This is a genomic window from Vibrio sp. 1159, from assembly GCF_033340395.1.
Lineage (GTDB): Bacteria > Pseudomonadota > Gammaproteobacteria > Enterobacterales > Vibrionaceae > Vibrio > Vibrio alginolyticus.
This window is the reverse complement of sequence record NZ_JAWOWL010000043.1, coordinates 1-20,230: the sequence shown is the minus strand read 5'-3', so window position 1 is coordinate 20,230 and position 20,230 is coordinate 1. Positions and strand designations below refer to the sequence as shown.

Genomic DNA, 20,230 nt, shown 5'->3' with positions numbered 1-20,230 from the left:
TGGTTTCTATTTAAACGCTTGAAATTGTAAACGTAGTATTTTATCAAAAATCACTTGAGGATATTCTGTTTTTAAGCACACTAATCAGCACATTAAATGCCTTGTATGATAAATATACAGACTTTACAGAGCATTCGTGCTCCTTACGGTTCAGGTCATACAAGGTAACAAGAACAGAGTAGAAAAGGGACGGAATGACCTACCAAGCAAATTTGAATGATGCGGATCTAGAACTGGCCAAACAAGCGGCAGAGACTTTACAACGGATGCGGGTTTTTTTTCATAAATACGAAATTGACGCAGAGCAGGGCAACAAGTTAATTTCTGAATTTATTAAGTTCACTTTTGATGGTAACGCGTCGTTCGGACAGAACTCAGAAGATGCTAACAGAATAGAGCGTGAATCACCGCTACTTAAGCAGTGGATGTCGGAAGCTAAACACATCATCAACTACATCCGATTAGAGAACACTGGAGTAATTGTCAGTATGTTCTCAGAGAGTACTGATCCTTTAAAGCACACAGACATGACAAAGTTGAAGGGAGATTTCCTGAGTGTGCTAATGCCAAGAGAAGCGACAGAAGAAAGCCCAGTTAACGGTACTGTTGCAGTTATCACTTGCTTGTGTGTCAATTACATGGGCAACGTGGAGCATGTGCCGGCAGGTGGGGGGGCCGTGCATTAATGTCAACGGAACTGCAGAAAAGAATACATGATTTAGCAAATACACTGACTGACATTGCTAATGAGCTTATTAAGGACTGTTATCTTGACTGGAGCGACCTTTTCGTTAATGGGCAGCTGGTATGTGGCATGATGTTGAGCAGCGCATATGTATTGGTTGATGGCACTAAATGTCCGTTATTGGTCACCCCTGAAATGAGCAACCGCGTTCGTGCTTGTTGCGATAAGCTCAACGTTATAGATGAACGTGTAGAATCCTATTGCTTTACGGTGAACAGTGAAGGTGAGTACGAGTTTGAAATGAAATAGGTGCCAACGTTAAAGATCATAGGTGTAAAAAGGGCTGCGCATTGCAGCCCTTTTTATTTTAACACCCGTGTAATTACGGCTGTTACTCATAATACCTGGATAGGAACTCAGTCATATTTACTCGTTAACTCGGGTACCTCAAGCATAAATGATGCTAAACCTTCTTCAGTATCTGCGGGATAGATAGGAACATTGAGAGAACCACCAAGCGAGCCTAAATCTAAATCAAGATTCATCGTTTGACCTGGAGATATTTCTACACCTTCGATCATGATGCTATAAGGGGCATCAGACCTGAGTGTCACAAGTGCTTTCTGAACCCCTGTCGCTAAGTTGCCAGAGTCCGTACGTAACTCTGATGATGTGATTCTGGCTACTGGTACATCCTTTCTAGTCAGTAGGTTTTGATTGACTGGTAATGTTGTTAGGTTTTCGAGTTTGACCCAGTTCTCTGGGGTATATTGAAACGATACGGAGCCAACCCCGATATTATTGAATTCGTCCTTAACTCTTACCTTTAATATATAACGCTCGTTTTCCTGGAGAGCAGGAAAGATGCGCGGCTGCTCAAGTTTCCACTTGTTCTTGTCAAGATTGGTAATAGCCAGGTACACCAGGTCTTCCGCTGGGCCACCTGATAGATTGGCATCGATAATGGTCATCGCGTTGTTGTCCGTGGCTTCTACGGTCAACCCATTAATCCCCTGAATCATGTTCCCAATTGCCGCGCCATTATAAAGTATGGAAACTGATGGAGGGGTGGTGTCATTTACGAAAGAGGCAACATCTTGGCGAGCATAATTTCTATGCTTTTCCATCACAACGGCTTCAACGTTATACGAACCCTCTCCTAGTGCGCTCAAGTCAAATTTAAATTTATAATTTTCGGAGTTCTCTTCCCAGAGAGTGTTCTTTGCAGACAGTTTTTGTCCGTTTGACTCCAAGTATGCGTCAGTGATTCGTATGTTATCGAAATAGTATCCACGATTTGGCTGTGTCGCATATACTGTGACGATTTTCGACTCTTTATCCCATTCCGTACTGGTAATTTTAGGGTGATGCGTGTCATTCCAGTGGACGTTTGCCCAGGCTGGTTGACTGTATAAGCTACCGTCTAAATTTTTGATTGTTGAGCCCGTGTGAAGGTTACCATAAGTACCTGTATCTAATAGTTTCGGTGGGTCATAGGTGATGACACATTCAGTTTCACCTGCTGGCACCGTACAGTTCCCCATATGTGTGTAAATCTGGTCATAGGGCCGAGCTTCAACAGCAACTTTCGACGCGGTCACAGACACTGGAAGTTCATCTGAGTAAACCTGTCTGCTCCAGCTGCTCCAACCAATATCACTGTATTGATACAAGATGCTTTTTCTTACCGGTTGTTTTGGTGCAGATTCATCTAGTTTTAAATTGTAACTTATCCCTTGAACGACCCATGATCGGCGGTCGGTAAACCGGACGTAGTTATTGTTTGTTAACCCATAAGGTCTTGTAAAAACAACGTAAACATAGTTATCGTCAACATCTTCATACAATTTTGAATGGCCAGCCGGATACATACCTCCACGAACTACGTTTGAGTAATTCGATTTTGGGATTCGGTACATGAAGGAGATAGGGTTTTCGTATACAAGCATGCCTGACTCATAAGGGATATAACCACTTTGTCCACCCATAATATTAGTCGAGTTGGGATCATGGATTGCGTATAGCTCGGCATTACCACCCACTGTGTCATAGAAAAGATTCTGAGCCTTTGAATACCCAATGTTACCGGCGTTGTCTATTACTTCAAATTGTAAGCTGTATAACGTCTCTCCATTATCACCGCTAGGAAACCAAGATCGTCCTGTTCCTATATGAGCTTGCATAGCTTGAGGGTCAAAGTTAGCTGCCGCGTGTTTATACACATCTTCGCCAATGCGGGTAATAGCATTTACTTTAGCAATACCTGAATTTTCGTCCAAAATATCAGACACGTAATACTTATTCTCATCGTAATACCCTGTGTACCAAGTGTCTGGTGGCATATCAATGCCGTCTAAACCACCATAACTCTTTGCTTGTGGGTCACCGAGAGTCGGTGCTTGAGTATCGATAACAAAAGGATAAGAGTCAGTCTGTACAATTTCACCGGAGAGGTTTTTTATTTCAGCAATGACGGTGTAGTTATCATCAGCCGGTACGCCCAAAGTCAGCTTTTTACCGTAATAATCTTTGCCATTGGCAGTGATGCGATCATTTATCCCTATGACGTCACTGTCGATCGAGCTAAGCGTGAGTCCAGAGCTTGTGACAATTCGCAGAGACAGTTTACGATCCAAGCCTCCAGATACAGCAAAAACAATATTAGACTTTGGGTTGAAGTACTTATTTGCCATAGACAATTCTAAAGCGGAATTGTTTGTATCAGTAAATGATACAGACAAAACTTCAGCATGCGCAGTGGCACTTAATACTGTTATTGGTATTAGTGGCCACAATGTTAAAAATCTCTTCACGTGGTAACCCTCAAATTCAAACTCATTTATTTTAACAATGGTCTGAATTTTCCCTGTTTATTATGTAGGTCTATCTACTGCACGAAAATCGCCACTGCCCTTATAAAACCCACTATTACTTTTCTTGAACAACTCATTTTTAGATTTGGACAAAATTTAAGCGTTAAATAAGTGCACCTAAATAGGGGGGTAAAATCGAAGTGAGAGCGCTTGAAGGTGCGTATAAATACAACTCAAACTTTGAATATGCGATGCCGGTTCAAGAAGGAAGCCCAATGATTATTCAGGAACAGTCAAAAACAAAAGTAGAACCGTTATTGGTTCTGGCTACTGAGCTAATTCAACTACGTAACGTTCCTAATTGGACCGAGGCAATAATTACTTCAAATTCTAACTTTGGCATGATGTTAACGATGCTCTCATACAAAACCAGTTCAGGTGAAATCAAACCGTTAGAGATCCCGACTGAATTCTGCGAACGTTTCAATGATTTCAAGAAATCGTTTAACCAACAAAGCCAAAATCAAATCAACAAAATACTGCTTAAGGTGAAAGCTGGTGGTGTTTACGAACTCCGTATGGAATGAGGTCTTAAAAAATGGTAAGTAGCCGAAAATTATCAACACTTCTAGTCGCAGGCTCACTATTAGGTGGTTTCTCTGCGCAGAGCATGGCCGCCATAAACTCAAATACTGAACAACCAGCTGTTACTAAAAGCTCACTGCAAGCAGCACCACCTCAGTTGAAAAATCTGATTGATCAAGGTGCGATTGAAGTTATCGATATCTTTAAACATGATTCATTCACTGGCTGGCTGGTAAAAACACAGGGTGATTACCACCTATATTGGGCAACGAAAGACAACTACGTTGTTGCTGGTCCATTAATAGATGAGAACGGCATCAATATCACTTCTAAATACTTGGATGCCAAAAAACCAATCCCAGACTACAACAAAGTTTTTGATAAGTTTGAGGATGAAGCGTGGTATTTCTCGACACATCCAAAGGGTGATAGCAAGGGTATCATGTATGTGTTCATAGAACCGTTCTGTGGATGGTGTTCAAAACTATTCAACGACATCGAGCCAGAAATCCAAAATGGCTTGGAGGTGCGTTGGGTACCAGTATCATTTTTATCTGCTCAAAGCCCTGATGTTATTGAATACATCACTAGCTCAGCAAACCCTTATCAGGCTTTACAAGAGCATGAGCATATTCGATCACAACGCGGCCGACCAAATTCCAAGCCTGCAACCATGATGACTCGTGAGCGAATAGAGAAAAATGGTGATTTTATGAAGGAATTCGGCATTGCTGGTACACCGGGTATTGTGTATTTACAGAATGGTAAAGCGAAGGTCGCAGGGTACATGAAACCCCCACAAATGCATGAATTTATCAATATGCTAAAAACTCAGTAAGTAACCACATTGACCCGCAGCCTGTGGGTCATTCTTTTAAAAATATGATGGTGGTGAACGTTAAACCTGTATGGGAGAAGGTATGAAAACGTTGCGTAATCAGTTTTATTTCGGGGTATTAATCACGATTAGTTTGGTTAACTCTGTAAGTGTTTCTGCTCACAACATGGTACCCAATGAAGTAAAAAAGCTTACAGCAGCAGAAACTGAGATCCTGGGGCAGGATGTTGACCAAAACGGTGTACGAGATGACATTCAAGAGTATTTAGATTCTCGCTATTCAGGTTACCCGATTATACGCCATGAGATGGAAAGGTACTCCAAAGCCATCGATAACTTAATGATAGGTAAGACGGTCAGAGATCGCTTAAAAGCTTACCAAGAGATGGATGAAACGAAGTATTGTGCGTTTGGATGGGGTTATACCGATGACGAATTTACTGTACATGTTTCCCAAATCTATGAACTACAAGTGAATACTCCGCAAAGACAATTGGCGGCTAACCGAGCAGAACGGTCAATGAGAGGGTTTGAGCGTCCTCATTATCGTAACAAGCCTTACAAAGAGTATTGCCACCAAAATAAATCGTCACAAAATTAGAAATTATGGCTTGCGCTTTCAAATGTTTGCGTTTTAATTGGCTCATGTCCTGATTAATAGGGTGGGAGCTTGGAAAATAAAATGTTTGATAACGTTGTAGCAAGGGGAATAAACCCTGATATGACGACAAAAATCCTTGTTTCTCCACTACCAGCAGAATTCAAGCAAAGAATAAAAGAGTCAGGTTTATGTAGACCTAACCGATGCTTTGATAATTGCTGGTCAATAGTGATGAATGATTTATTTCCTGGTACGGAATATGTTCTCGCTTTTGCAAGTCGTGTGCTTCCAGTAGAGCACTCGATCATCTGCGTAAATGGTGATTACTACGACCCTACATGGGAAATTCATTTGGGAGACTTAGGAACAGAATACGTTTTAATAGGCAAATGGTGCAGGGATGAACTGCCAAAAGTTGCTAAGAAAGCGAAAAGTCATGACGGGTGCATTTATCCGCCAATGGTTCGAAACCTGGCAAACAGCAGTGAATTTGCCAGTTTATTTTTGGCTAAATTGTAAGGTTTTAAAGAATGCAGGAACACGAATTCTTATCAAAACAACAAATCAGATCCATTCGTGAAAAGGTAACTCACGGGATAGCAGATATTGAAAAAAGGCTTGAATCGGAAGAGTCCCAGACTCTAACGATAGGCATGAACATGCCAGATATTACTGACCGAGCGACTTTGGAAACATCACGTAATAATGAACAAGCAATACGATTCCGTCAGGAAAAACAACTGCTTAATTTACGCAAAGTATTAGGACGATTAACACATAATCTCAAGGAATTTGGTTTTTGTGACACCTGTGGTATTGAAATTGAGTATGATCGCTTAATTGGTATTTTGACAGCCCATAATTGCTTAGATTGCCAGCGTGTTGAGGATCATAAGGCCGGCCATGTGCATTAATGTAACTGAAATTGATTAAATACTTTGAAAAAGGTAGGGAAATGACGGTAACTAAACGCGATCTAGGAAAGAGTATTCAAGAAGTTTTACCTGTAGCGTCTCGAGAAGCAGAGTCATTGGTCACTGGTATCTTTCAGCATATTAGTGAAGAACTGAATGTCGGGAATGAGGTCTGTTTACACGGCTTTGGTCAGTTTAAAATCCTAGATAAAACAGCTCGACCTGGCAGGAACCCAAAAACAGGTGAAGCATGTGATATTTCTGCCCGTAAGGTATGTGTACTTAAATCGGGTGTACAGCTTAAAAAATCTGCTAATCACAACGCGAAAAAAATGGCAGTTACCATGTAACATCCGTTTAAATATCAATTGTAAATACCTCAAGCCACCTAGTAGTCCACAAGGTGGCTATTTCTACTTGCCTGAAAAACACCATTTCATATCGATTAATTGCCCTTACATAGTAGGTTTTATTCACCATACAATATGGTTGAACTCTGTAAAGTACTGTTGACTATTAGCTCTTAAACTGGTGCTTACATGAAATCCACAAACTTAAAAACCATAGTGGTAGCAATACCCTTAGCTTTGTGGGCCAGTCACGCCGTGTCTAAATCGATTCTTGTTACAGGTTCGATAGAGACGGTTTCACCTAAAGTATCTATACCCGTACAAGGGGACAAGCAAGCATACGTGAACCCTTTCCAAATGGTGGCTGAAAAAGCTGACGGTTCTGGTTGTCTACTGACGGGAGATCCTAGTGTGGCGAAAGCTGACCACGGAGATAGTTTAGTCTGTTTGTTTGAATGGACTGATTTACCATCGGGGATAACAGCTGCAGGGATGGCCGTAGATGGTTATCTGTTGAAGGAAGGAGCGAACAACTTCGGTTACTCAATCTCGTACTTCTCAGGTTCCAATCTAGACAAAGTAGAAATTATATCTGATGCAATAAACGTTAACGCGATTGCGCCGATCGCCCCTGAGTTCACTGGGGTAAAAACAACGTTAAGTCATGGTGCCTTTACCGGTCTTAATGTAACTAACTATAATCAATCTTCTGGAATTTCAACAATTCAAGTTTCCGCTGATGCAAGGGATTACCGACAGGTGGCAAGTATCAACGGATTGGGTTCATGTGTTATTGAAGTTGGTGAGACTGCTTGTGATATTAATGCTGGCACCCGTAGCATCGGTGTAGAAGGGCAGGAGACAGGCCAAATTAAATACGGCTTAACCTTGGACTCATTCAACGGATATTTTGACTCTCAGAACAAGGTGGTCCCAGAAGATTACGTCATTAAATGGGACTATCGTAGCCCTCAAGCGGAAGGCCTATATATTCAAGCTCGTTCGAAAAGCAGTGCAACAATTGAAAAACACGAAGTAGATGGCGTAAGTATTGTTGTTGAGAACGAACAAGCCAAGTTGATTGTTGATACCCCCCACTTCGGCTTACCTGGTAGTTGGTGGGTACCATCTGCAAAACTTGAGTTGACTCCGGACCCTGATTTTGAAGCATCAATTCCGGTCTTTACTATTGATGGTCAAAATGTGGTTGAAACGCAGGAAATGGTTTCTCAGCCGCAAGAAAACTTCGTCCTATCTGCGATTGGTGCACCAGAAGTGCGTGATGGTAAATATATATTCACGTATGACTTGCATTCGGTAGCCGACGGTCAATTCCTACCTGTTGTAACGTTGACTGATGAGTACGACAACAAGACAACTAAGGAATATCCATCAGTTACTCTTGACCGTAATCCTCCTACAGTGCAGTTGATGTATAAAGGGCAGAATTTTATCAATGAAGGCGATGTATACTTCTTTGAAAACATGGTCATTATCGCCCTTGATACGTTCGACGGTGGTGCTGAAATCATTTCAGCAAAAGTGAACGGGGTTACCCTAGACCTCTTGGGTAATAGTAAGTACATCAAATACCCGCAAGCGGCGTCTTTGAATCTTACTCCAAGTAAAGAGTATCCATTCGAGATTACGGTAAAAGATACTGCCGGAAACTACTACACTAAAGCTTTCATTGTTAACTATATGCCAATGGATTACTCGCTGGATGGCTCTGATCTGGATTACTATAAAAAGGTTCAAAGACTGGACCTTGACGTAGACCAGACCAAGGGGAATTCATGTGCATTGTATAGCTCAGAAGCCGAGTTGCATGAGCGTGAATTCCGATACGGTGAATCTGTACGTTGTTGGTTAGAGTGGACGAACCTGCCACCTGGAACTGATGGTTCATACATCCGCGGCACTCACTCATTAACTGGTAGTTTTACCATGTCATCTGATGAAATGGTGAATGAAGTTGGTTATAGAGTTTGGATGTACGATGACAATGGTAATCACACTCTTGCGGCAGAAAAAAGCACAGTCATTAATGTCAGTGAAGTAGAACCACCGTCACTATCAATCAAACAAGACAAAGTTATCAGTGAGAACTTGTTCCCTGTAGAACTTAATGGTAGCCGGTTTACGACTGCAATTGCGAAAGGTGTGAATGCTGATCTTGAGCTAGTCGTGAACGATGGAACGGAAGAAATTACCACTCTATCTAAACAACGTAACGGACGCACAACAAGTGGTTCAGCATACGATACGCTTGAGGTATCGACAGGCCAACTGTGGGCGAGAAAGCAATTCAACGTCAACGCGAAATACTCTTTGGATTCATCTAAGAGTACTAAAGCTAACCTAGAAACTGTTTATGTACCATCTAGACGAATCCGTAGTCGTCTGTCGACTGATGACCTAAGAACTTTGGATACAGTGAATCCCACTGTAACGATGAAATTGGGTGTCTACGACAGTGACAGTCGCGATTTTGTTTATGATAAGCAAACAATGGGTGATTGGAAGGTATACCTTGCGACTGAACGTCGTGACAGAGAAACACGCCAGACATTTTACGACAAGATCACTGATGTTAAGGACTTTAATGGCCAATCAGTCACCTTCGATCTTGACGTAAGTGATGTAGGTTATGGTTCATACCGATTTGTTGGTGTTGCAGAGTTACAATCACCAGTAGAAGGATACTCTCGTACTGTTCTTTCAAACTCGGCATTCTACCGTGTACTGAAAGGTGGCCCGATAGATGGTGAAATTAAAACTTACCGTATTGCCGCGCCAGTTCCTTTCACTGCATCAGTAACTTATCAACCAGAAGAGCGTGAAGACCGCGAAGCTATGGGTGATATTACTTGGGAAATGTCTGTGAACGGGACAGATGATTGGAAGGTCATTGAAGAGTATCAAGGTTCACCGCGTTTACGTCAGCTTATTGAAAATGCTGCTCACTACTTTGTGCGTGCAACTGTGAAAAACAAACTCTCAGGTGAAGTTAGACGAACCGATACGCTTGAAATACTGGGCTATGAAGTTCCAGACCTGAAATCTGAAGGTCCAATAGCATTGTATGAAGGCGAAAAGGGTACAGTGACTCTATACGATAATGGAGAGTTAGCCAGTGAGCTCAGAGGTCAGATTGAATGGTCGTACGACGGTGATAACTGGTTCGAGGGTGGAAATACGTTAGATATTATTGGTACTGGCGATCGAATGAAAATTTGGAGTCGCATGTCTTACTTCAATAATGAATTAGCAGAAGAAAAACGCTATGACATGTATCGCCGTCAAGTATCAGTGAAGAAACCTAAACCGGTTCGTATTTCTATCCAGAAGCCTCGTATTATTGAAGTAGGTAAGCCTGTTACATTGAATGCTATTGTTCGACTGGCCACAAGTCAGCTCAAATCAGAAGTTGTTAATGAATGGGTTCTGCCAGATGGAACGACTGTAGATGGCACCGAGTTAACGTATACACCAACGGAGGCGGATGGTGAACTTGGTCATACAGACATTACTTTCCACTCATACGTGAAGCAGTTGAGGGAAGATACCTACGCTACAAAAGAACTTACTATCAATACTTGGAAATATAAGTTCCCTGATTATCGTTTCGATGTTAACTATCGAACTCGATATGCGCCGGTAACCGCTACTGCGATTGCACGTAAATTAGAGAGCCAACCAGTTAATGTTGAGTTTACGTACAACTATTTGATGTTCGATGGTATGGAAGTTGAGCGTCAATCAAATGAACGGCTGTACTTCTCTGCAACAAAACCTGGCTTGCATCAGTTAACAGTTGCTATCTCAGACGACCGCGGTAACTCGAAAGAAATTACTGAAATCATGGAAGTACTAGAGCCGCCTGAAACTCAGATTGAGTTGACGGCCAACTACAGCACTGAATTCATGCGTGATCCACTAGATGCATCAATTCGAGCTCGTGTTGAACTAGGGCACCCGGATGACCGAGTAGCTACTTACGAGTGGTACCTAGATGATACTCTTCTTGATGAACAAACATCGACAAGGGCCTACATTGAGGGTATGACGGAAGGGAAGCACCAGATCAAAGTTAAAGTGACTTCAGAATTTGGTATTGTTCAGGAGCAATTGCTCGATGTACAGGTAGCACCTAACAAGCCACCGTCGTGTAACATCACATACAAACAGTACAGTAGTACTATTGCCGTAGAATCCGGATGTGTTGACCCTGATGGTGACATGGCAACTCATAATTGGTTCGTTGATGGTGAGTTGGTACACGTACATGCAGATAACGTCTCTGTAACTGGTCGACCTGGCAAGTCAATTCACTTTAGAGTTGTAGGTTACGATGATAGTGGGGACAAATCTGAAGCCACATTGGTCATTACGCCAGAATAAACAAACCTAAATAAATAGGGCACCATCTTAAGTTGTGATGGTGCCTTTTTTATATGTCAGAAACGAAAAAAGCCGGGCAATAAGCCCAGCTTTTTCGGAGGGAACCACCCTCATGATTATGTCGGAGGACACAATCGGTGGGGACAACCAATCCCCGATTTGCAACACTGTGGAGGAGTCGCAAAACTTTGAATTTGTTAGCCCGCGTCGCCGGGCTGATGTTTGTAATATCCCATAGTGAAAACGTTCCGCAAGTATTTTTTTTAAAAACTGATCTGATAGGTTAAAAAATGACAGGGTTTAAATAAATTGGGTCTAGATAAGGCCACTTAATCAACACGTAATTATGGCCTAAGTGACAAAATCAATGCCATTAATTCAAAGGTGTTGAAGATGTCAGATACTTTGTCAGGTATTCCAATCACTGGAAAGCTAACAAGCAAACGTAAGGAGCGGGTATTTAAGCCATTGGTAATTGCTGCTTTTTGTACAGCTGCAGTAACAGGTTTCAGTTCTCGATATACATTGTTACCTCCAGTCAGTGATTATCCTTGTATACCAGGGCGACTCTTCATTATGGATAGAGCGGATCTGAATGTTGGGGTAGGCGACCTCGTTACTTTTAAATCCAAAGATACCGTTCTATTCCCAGATGGAACTCTCTTCACCAAAATCACCGTAGGCGCTCCGGGTGATACTGTCATAGTTGATCGCAATGAAGTATTCAATGGACGTCACAACTACCACTCAGATGTTAGTGTCACCGCTGATTATCTAAAAGTTACCCTCGACTCTTTATCCCGAGAAGAACACCTCCAAAGTGGAAAGCTTTTCGCGCTCGGCACCTTGCCTGGATCTCTTGATTCAAGATTTTGGGGAACCGTGGATATACCTAGTCAGGTGGTTGGAAAATCTTATGTCATTTTTTAGAAAGAAACTGGGCGCGGGAATTCTCTTGGGCCTTACCACTAGTTCGTCATTTGCTGCGCCGACATTAACTGCAGAAGACATGGACATGTTTGAGCAAAACAAGAAGCTAATCCAGCAGTCAAAAAAGATGGACGCTCCTGGCTGGCTTAGACAATACGATGCAAATTCGACAGTAGAAAATACTCCTGAGGGCGTAAAGCGCTGGATACCGGCAGCTCAGAGGATTGGTGATGATAGTCATGCATTTCTAGAGAAGACCATTCAAAACACTTATAACGTGGTGGATAAAGACAAGATCCGCACTATCGATATGAAGCCTCGCCCTGACAGTCCATTAAAAGAGAATGAAGAGTTGTATTATTTCGTGTCGTTCTCACAGCCAGTATCGGAGCTAAAAGACATCCTGAAAGCCGCCTCAGAAGTGGATGCACGAGTCATTCTTCGCGGCATGAGACCTGAAGACAGGATGGTGAACCAGACCGCTGCAGCGATGTATGGAATTGCCAAAGAGTTTAGTCCTACACCAAAAGTGTCCATTGATCCCCGCCTTCATAAAGTCTTTGGCATTAATCAGGTGCCAGCGATGGTCTACCGCAATAGTAAGAGCAATCATACTGTTTCAGTCAATGGTGTTGCTTCACTTGATTGGTTCTTAGAGAAAGCACGTGATAGTAAGAAGACAGAAAATCTTGGTGCGGTATCTACGACATATGACATCATCGAACGAGATGTAATTGAAGAAATTCAAGAGCGAGTTGCAGCCGTAGACTGGGATGCGAAGCGACGTAAAGCAATGAATCGCTATATTCAAAATCTCCCTGATTTCCTAATACCAACAGCTCAAGAAGATGCGATCTATAAGATTGATCCACGCGTGCAATTCCACAAGGACGTGAAAGCAAAAGATGGCACTTTATTGGCAACAAAAGGCCAAGTGGTAAATCCAATTGACCATTTTCCCGGTATGAGCCTGACGCTGTATATCTTTGATGGTCTGAGTGAGCAGCAGCGGGCCCTGGTTCATGAGGAAATAAAAAATGGACACGGGAAAATTGGTTTGATGACCTCCCGTATTGATAAAGAAGAAGGGTTCAAGTTTATTAGCGATTTGAGCAAAGAATACAAGCAGCAAGTGTATATGCTCCAAGAAAGGATGATTAACAGATTCCAGATTCGCAAACTACCCGTACAGATTTATTTGGGTAATGGTGAAATTATCGTTAGAGAGTATGGCGTTAGAGCTCAGGAAGATGCCCTTATGAAGCATAGAATTAAAGACAATTCCGATACCGAAGAGTTTATCTCAAAAGGTTCCGTAGTTTCTTTGACGTCTGAATTAGACACAGAAAAAAATGAAGGATAAATGATGATGAAATTTTTATTAACGGTGGGTTTGTCATTTGTCGGAGGTGTTTATTTTGCTCTGGAAAATCCCTCATTAGGAAGAACGATAAAGTCATATGCAGAATTAGTGTGGATTAACGTTAGTGCATTCTTAGGTGGTTAAACAATGTTACTCATAAGTAAAGCTAAACGTATCTTCCTACAATTGGTGCTAGTAACATCAATGTTCGGTACTGTAGTAAATACATCTATTGCAGCAGAAGGTGGGTCATTTCTAAGCGATGCGGCCTGCCCCGATACAAAGTACTTTAATAACTTGATCAACAAGTTTTGTTGGAGCTGTACTTTGCCTTTCAATTTGATGGGGTTCTCTACTACGCCACCTGATGGGGCGAACACAGATGCGATGTGCTTTTGTAAAGATGAATTAGGGGTACCGGAACCTGGGTTCAGTGTGGGGTATTGGGCTCCAGAACAGATAATTGAAGTGACAACAACCCCTTGGTGTAGCCCAACGCTCGGTGGAGCGATGATACAAGATGACCTTACAAGTATGGGTGATACCGGGGGAGGGCAAAGTGCAAGTAGGTCGACAATGGCTACCTTCCATTACAATTACTTTGCAAACCCAGTTTTCAAAATGTTATCCATGTTCATGATCCCAGAGTGTGATAAAGACCCAGGTATCGTCGACCTAGACTTAATGTACATGTCGATGCTTGACATTACGTGGTATGACGACATGTTGGCTATGGTATTTAATGCGGATGCAACTGCGTTTGCTAACCCAGTAGCACAAGCCGTTTGTATGAAAGATTGTGCGGTTTTAGCCGCCACATCAGACCCTTCAGACCAGAACTGGTTCTGTGCGGGGTGTGAAGGTAGCATGTACCCATTCACTGGCAACGTAGCGACTGATAACAACCCAATTAGATCAAGTAGCTTAATAGTTACTCGAGCCCTAGCATCTATGCATCGAAGAGGTTTAGCAAGGACCACTTACGGTGAAGATGCAATGTGCGAAAACGTCTATAGCCCAATGATTCCCAAACCTATGTATAAGGTAAGCATGGCCTGGCCAAAACCAGAGGTAGATGGAAATAGTGGTGCTTGCTGTCACCCTATAGGTGACTTTTGGATGAAATGGGGGCTTGGCCGTAAGACGCCAGGAGGCGGTAAAGACAATACTTTTGTTTACAACGTTTTCCGGTACAACGATTGTTGCGTGCGGTACTACTAAATAGGATTTAAGCGGCGTGCTAACGTCGCTTTTTTATTTCCGGATCACTAATTTGGTGAAAGCAATCGGAATGGTTGAAAATACTAAGGCTATTAGTGTGAACTTCCCCCTGTTCAAATGATAATGTCGCTTCAATTAAGTCCCTCTAGTTAGGTCGACTTAATTGAAATGTGCGTTGTTAAAAACTGACAGACTCCATTTATAAAATTCTATCTGGAGTCACCATCCTCGTGTTCAAAAAATCCTTATCATTGTTGGTGATGGTTACGTATTTAACGAACCTGATGTCTGCAGCGTATGTTGGCATCTTGATTGGAATGCTAACTGCGTCAACACCAAGCTTTGCAGCTTTAAGTTTGGATACACCAATACCCCTGAATTATACATGTCCGACCGATACTGAATTGGTAGGCGGGAGCTGTATAAAGAAAGAGGTCGCGCCAATACGTGAAGCTTGTCCTACTGGTTACTCACGTACCGGAGATTCGTGTATTCGAAATGAGACTACTGCTGCTACAGTGATTTGTCCAACTGGATTTACCTTTGATACTCCACAGTTTCCTGAACAATGTTCTCTACTAGCAGGTAGAGATAGTGTCGAGGAAGGTAGTTGTACAACTAGGTTTGAGGGGACAACTCGAGTAGGGAATGCCTGTTATTATGTTGAAGACCCGGACCAAATAAAATGCCCTGCTGATGCAGCGAATGCCACACCCGAAACCGTGAACATGTCTTGTAGCAGTGCTTCAGTACTGATTGGCGAATGTAATAGTAGTGGCTCGTCATACACCACACCAGATATGAGATGGAAACTGAACGCGGCTGCATTTAGTTGTTCTCGTACTCTCTACTCTGGTACAGAAAAATATTGTGACACTGGTTTTGAGATGAATGGTTCTGCTTGTACGCGAACTACATCTACTATTCCAACTTCATCTTGTAAAGAAGGGTATTACCAAGAAGGTAATCAATGTTTACCTAATGAAGAATCAGAATGTGGCCCTGGTACTACAATGCGTTACGGTGTGTGTGTTTCTCCAAGCGGTGACCTATCGTGCCCTAATGGTCAGTACTTAGAAGAATCGTCAAACCTGTGCGTGACTAATCGAACCGACTCTAACCCAGCTGCATTTGATGATAGTGATTTTAGTTATTTCTTTAACCAAGGTGCCGATTTAGGGCGCAACACGTCAAATAGTGTCCAAGTACCTTCAATTTCATCCTCTACAGGGGGAACCAGTGGTATAAACGCAAATGCAGAGTTCTTAAATGCGAAAACCAGCCTCACTAATGAAGACTTATTCAAAGCCATTTCATCCGGTGGTGTTGATGCCAATAATGGGTTTGATGCACCCGACGGTACGTATCAGGATGAAGAGGCTCAGAGTAAATTTATAAGAAGTCAACTAAGCAGTAACCAGCAATTTCTAGATTCAGCTGGAGAAGTCGAAGGTGACTCAAGCGAAGAAATCGTAGATAACACCAACCATTCTGCTTTGGCGTATGGCACCCTAATGGATGCAAGAAATCAGAATCCTGCACGTAAATTAAGTCGTGATTCTGCAATGTTTCAAATTAGCCGGAATAATGTAGCCGACGCTTTTGACGGTACTGGCGCTTACTTTGGTGACTGTAGCGCAGATACTACGACATACCAGGAACTAGACCCATCCAAAATCATTACAACTAGATCCACCTGTTTAAAACCAAATAAAAACGACTATGCAGGTTGTATAGTTGACCGTAAGTTATTGAAGCCAACACTTAATATTGTGGAAGGGGCCGAAAACGCAAGTTTGTCCATGTGTGGCGAAGACTGTGTAAGACTAACGCTTGGTAAAGTGGGAAATAATTATCTTCACCAAATTGGCTCGTGTGGTATCTACAAAGAGAAAATCGCCATTTCTCTAGTAGAAGGTAATGCAGTTACAAAAGCGACCGTTCTAACGGGTAGCTATGATGATCAATTCCGTTTAAAAGCGGATGGTGAGATCTTCTTTAACGGTGTACACAAGTCGTTTCCGACAGAGGATGGTTTTCCTACTACCTCAACAAACTGTGAACAGAGCACGAGTCATACTGTTCCATCATTCGATGCCACTCAAACATTCCAAGATGCTTTTGCGGATGACGACCGTATTGAATTTGACTATGAAGTTGGTGTAGGCGGTAGCGGTGAAGCTTATGCGGTTGTAGAACTTATTTTCGAAGATCCTGTTCGAACTCACTGGGATGAACGTTTTGATTACTACCCAGCTGGGTGTAATGAACGGCTTGAAGAACCTGATAGCTTTTGTACAGCTGATGAATTTGTTTGTGACGAAGACGTCGACTGGCAAATCATGGATCTCGGCACCTGGAGAACCGAAGATACGAATGGTAAGTGGGTCATTCAAGAAGATAATGACACTGTTAAGCAGCTGGTAAATGGTACCCCAACGTCATTCCTGTCCGAGAATGTTTTTGAATTTAACAGCTTTAAAGGATACATAACAGTTACCACCTCTGATGATGATGACATGATCGGCTTTGTATTTGGTGTTCCTGAGTACGGTGCTGACCCAGATGACCCTGCAAATAGTTTTTACCTCGTTTCATGGAAGCAGAAAAATCAGGGTAATTCAGCAGCGGGTATTGTGGTAGCAGAAGTTGTAGGGGCAATTCCATTGCTTTCAGGTGGACACCAAATTACAAAAGAAGACGGCACATATACCGTTCTAGATAGTAAATTAGGTTGGGGTTGGCAAGATAAGAAAGAATATGAGTTTCAGTTAGATATCAAGCCTGATAATTTTACTCTTACCATTGATGGTGATGAAATATTTAATATTGATGGCAATTTTCATGATGGAAGAATTGGCTTTTATAACAACTCACAAAAAGATGTTCTCTATTCTAAGCTGAGGCAGCTTTATCCTGCAGGGTTGGGCCGGGATGCTGAATACCTCTTCAAGCCATTGTGGGATGGTGATACAAACTCCCCAGTTTGCATGAGTGCGCACAGAGAAAATTACATTTGTGATCCATTGAAAGGCAAAGAACTGACTATGAATGGCGGTAATTTTGCTTTTAATGAAATCCTCAGCATGGAAGATGGTTGTGCTGTATACGATCAAGATGACCAATGTGATGCTGTATCACAGGAGTGTGTCGAAGGATGGCTCGATGAAGAATCAGGGACTTGTTATGCGTGGAATGTAAACTACGAGTGCCAGGATACGACTAATGCAGTTGTAACCAAAACTAGAGAAAATAACACGTGCATGACGGATGTAAGTTGTGTCGATGGGAGCTGCGATGTACGAGCTGATGAAGAAAATACGGACTTCACAAATGCGTTGACGACTTATGCAACCATGAACGAACTGGGAGCAACAAAAGAATGCAGTGACCCTAACGATGTTGAGAGCTGCGAGGTATTTGGCGGTACGCCGCGATGGTGTGGTTGGGATCAGCTAAAAATTAATGACTGTTGTGAGCAGCCACCAGGAGTGAACACGTTGAATGTATTCAGTCTTGGGCAGAACCTTTATACAGTTACCGGTTATGCGGCTTCTGCCGATGGTGCGTTCGCTGGTACAACAATACAGACGGGTCTTGAAAGTGCTGGTCAAGCGGTCGAAGGTGCATGGAACACGTTATCTGATAAAGCCGTAAATGTAGGTAAAAGTGTTTGGAATACAGTTTCTAGTAAGCTAACTGGGGCTGTTGGTAATACTGCCGGCAATACTTCGGCTAACTTGGTTTCAAACTCTGGCAGTGTAATTGGTAACTTCTCGAGCTCTGTGACCACGGCGTTATCAAACTTCAAAGATACTTTGATGCAGAAAATCTATAACATGCTGCCTGAGACATTGCAAAACGCGATTAACTCAGCAGCAACATCTATTGGTGGTAGTGGGGCCGCTGCAACGGGTGCTCAAGCTATGAATACTATCGCAACCTCTGTAATGAACGTGATTAGTTTCATCGGCTGGGTATATGCCGTGTATCAATTGGCTAAGTTGGCTTACACGATGCTGACCGCTTGTACTTCGGATGAAGAAGACATGGGGGTCCAATTACTTGGTAAGAAGTGCTTTAAAACTCACCACGAAGATTGCGATAAAGTATTTGGTGTATGTACCAACCGCGCCAAAGACTTCCACTGCTGTTATGAGAGTGTAATCAGTCGAATTATTATGGAGCAAGCTATCGTTCAATTAGGCTGGAGTGCTAAGTCATTCCGGAATGAAATGGGATGTCGTGGCCTTAAAATATCTGAACTATCAATGGTGAATTTTTCTGAAATTGATTTTACTGAGTGGGTAGACATGATGGCCGAATCAGATCAGCTTCCAGTGGATAAATCGATGGAAGATGTGACTGGTGGAAACATTTCAAATGGCTTTGGTCGATCGAACACTCTCGAACGTAACCAAGATAGAGCGGTAGATAATACCTGGGTTAAACGTCGAGAAGAAATGGAAGAGGGTGACGTAGGTAATAATGTCGATTGTACAACTCGACCAAGACCAAAGAGTTGTGAGCAAGGGGCATACACACCAAACTAAGATAAAAAAATACAAAGGTGGCCAGATGGTCGCCTTTTTTATGATTGGTTCTAAGCCTGAGGATTATCTATACCTCAAATACTATTGGAACTTAACATGGACTGAGTTAATAGCGTAAATAAACGCAAAAGCATTCAGAATGAGTAACTCGATTGATAGTGATGTTGTTCCATTTTCCGCTTTTACACATAGGATTATGCCTGATTAATCTATACAAAAAAGGAGCCCCGTGGCTCCTTTTAAATTTCTTTCTACGTTTAATATTATTTAGAAATTAAGCCATGTTCCAATAATGGTTCTTCATAAAAAGCAGACAATCGAGCATCTATTATGTCTGCGATTATTGCACCTAATAATTCATCATCAGTGTGGCCTTTTCCGAGCTTATACCACTTACTCCAATCCTTATCTGTATTATTCGATTCCTTAACCCAATTATCATATTTTTTATCACTAAGACTCTTATAAAGTGCTTTGTCGGTAGTGACTACTATTCCATTTTTGGAGGTATAAATAGTGGAGTTCACCACAATATTAACACGATCGTTGCTTGGCAGTTGGAAAAAGCCTTTATACCAAAAACCATTATCTAGCTTGAATGTTTTAGTCTTACCATTGTTAAAGGTCACGGTTGTTTCATAGTAAAAATCTATACCATATGAATAGTCCATATTTTTATTGAAATGTACTCTATCAAAAAAGTCACCTTCCACATCAACATTCAAAAGTTTTGTGGTTATTGATTTTACATTGTGCGCCTTTAATTGATGGTTAAATGAATCACTTAGTTTTAAATCCTTAACACGTGAACGACCATCAGAAATGTCGACATACGAATCTGGATCACCGTGATGGACAATCACATATTTAACTAAGATTCTATGTCCTTGAAATGCTATACCCGTTCAACTTGAAGATGCTGGTTTCAAAATCTGAAAATTATCCGTAATTCTAGATACCAGTGAGCCTGCAA

Annotated in this window: 15 protein-coding genes; 13 read left to right on the top strand and 2 right to left on the bottom strand. The window is 42.0% G+C overall.

Features of this window, described 5'->3' with window-relative positions; translation table 11 throughout:
* Positions 1 to 194: 194 nt before the first annotated feature.
* Positions 195 to 686 carry a hypothetical protein gene (locus R7127_RS23035; RefSeq protein WP_318148544.1) on the top strand — a complete coding sequence of 164 codons (492 nt, stop codon included), beginning with the start codon at positions 195 to 197 and terminating at the stop codon, positions 684 to 686.
* Complete coding sequence (locus R7127_RS23030) at positions 686 to 994, top strand: hypothetical protein (RefSeq protein WP_206953754.1); 309 nt, start codon at positions 686 to 688, stop codon at positions 992 to 994. Before R7127_RS23035 ends, R7127_RS23030 begins: the two co-directional genes overlap by 1 nt.
* A 107-nt stretch (positions 995 to 1,101) precedes the next feature.
* On the opposite strand, the gene R7127_RS23025 is transcribed toward R7127_RS23030, so the two are convergent.
* Positions 1,102 to 3,498 carry an Ig-like domain-containing protein gene (locus R7127_RS23025; protein ID WP_318148543.1) on the bottom strand — a complete coding sequence of 799 codons (2,397 nt, stop codon included), beginning with the start codon at positions 3,496 to 3,498 and terminating at the stop codon, positions 1,102 to 1,104.
* A 275-nt stretch (positions 3,499 to 3,773) separates the two neighbouring features.
* On the opposite strand from R7127_RS23025, the gene R7127_RS23020 reads away from it, so the two are divergent.
* From R7127_RS23020 to traN, 11 genes are all read left to right on the top strand, one after another.
* A complete protein-coding gene (locus tag R7127_RS23020; protein ID WP_206953759.1) occupies positions 3,774 to 4,085 on the top strand; it encodes a hypothetical protein in 312 nt (103 codons plus the stop codon).
* Between the two features lie 11 nt (positions 4,086 to 4,096).
* Positions 4,097 to 4,921, top strand: coding sequence for a thioredoxin fold domain-containing protein (locus tag R7127_RS23015; protein WP_206953761.1), 825 nt, complete (start codon positions 4,097 to 4,099; stop codon positions 4,919 to 4,921).
* A gap of 82 nt (positions 4,922 to 5,003) precedes the next feature.
* Positions 5,004 to 5,522 carry a hypothetical protein gene (locus tag R7127_RS23010; protein ID WP_318148542.1) on the top strand — a complete coding sequence of 173 codons (519 nt, stop codon included), beginning with the start codon at positions 5,004 to 5,006 and terminating at the stop codon, positions 5,520 to 5,522.
* An 81-nt stretch (positions 5,523 to 5,603) separates the two neighbouring features.
* Positions 5,604 to 6,041: a hypothetical protein gene (locus R7127_RS23005; protein WP_318148541.1), complete on the top strand. Its 438-nt coding sequence runs from the start codon at positions 5,604 to 5,606 to the stop codon at positions 6,039 to 6,041.
* A gap of 11 nt (positions 6,042 to 6,052) precedes the next feature.
* The gene (locus R7127_RS23000) at positions 6,053 to 6,436 is read left to right on the top strand and encodes a TraR/DksA family transcriptional regulator (RefSeq protein WP_206953766.1); all 384 of its coding nucleotides are present in this window, start codon (positions 6,053 to 6,055) and stop codon (positions 6,434 to 6,436) included.
* Positions 6,437 to 6,477: 41 nt separating this feature from the next.
* Positions 6,478 to 6,786: an HU family DNA-binding protein gene (locus R7127_RS22995; RefSeq protein WP_206953768.1), complete on the top strand. Its 309-nt coding sequence runs from the start codon at positions 6,478 to 6,480 to the stop codon at positions 6,784 to 6,786.
* 189 nt (positions 6,787 to 6,975) lie between these two features.
* Positions 6,976 to 11,190, top strand: coding sequence for an Ig-like domain-containing protein (locus R7127_RS22990; RefSeq protein WP_318148540.1), 4,215 nt, complete (start codon positions 6,976 to 6,978; stop codon positions 11,188 to 11,190).
* Between the two features lie 393 nt (positions 11,191 to 11,583).
* Complete coding sequence (locus tag R7127_RS22985) at positions 11,584 to 12,120, top strand: S26 family signal peptidase (protein WP_206953771.1); 537 nt, start codon at positions 11,584 to 11,586, stop codon at positions 12,118 to 12,120.
* On the top strand, positions 12,107 to 13,483 hold the full coding sequence (locus tag R7127_RS22980; RefSeq protein ID WP_318148539.1) for a TrbC family F-type conjugative pilus assembly protein: 1,377 nt from the start codon (positions 12,107 to 12,109) through the stop codon (positions 13,481 to 13,483). Before R7127_RS22985 ends, R7127_RS22980 begins: the two co-directional genes overlap by 14 nt.
* Before the next feature lie 147 nt (positions 13,484 to 13,630).
* The gene (locus R7127_RS22975; protein WP_206953773.1) at positions 13,631 to 14,704 is read left to right on the top strand and encodes a TraU family protein; all 1,074 of its coding nucleotides are present in this window, start codon (positions 13,631 to 13,633) and stop codon (positions 14,702 to 14,704) included.
* A gap of 284 nt (positions 14,705 to 14,988) precedes the next feature.
* Positions 14,989 to 19,257, top strand: coding sequence for a conjugal transfer protein TraN (traN, locus tag R7127_RS22970; RefSeq protein ID WP_318148538.1), 4,269 nt, complete (start codon positions 14,989 to 14,991; stop codon positions 19,255 to 19,257).
* A 263-nt stretch (positions 19,258 to 19,520) separates the two neighbouring features.
* Here traN and R7127_RS22965 read toward each other — a convergent pair whose 3' ends face one another.
* Entirely contained in the window at positions 19,521 to 20,120 is a 600-nt protein-coding gene (locus R7127_RS22965; protein ID WP_318148537.1) for a hypothetical protein, read from the bottom strand.
* Positions 20,121 to 20,230 lie beyond the last annotated feature (110 nt).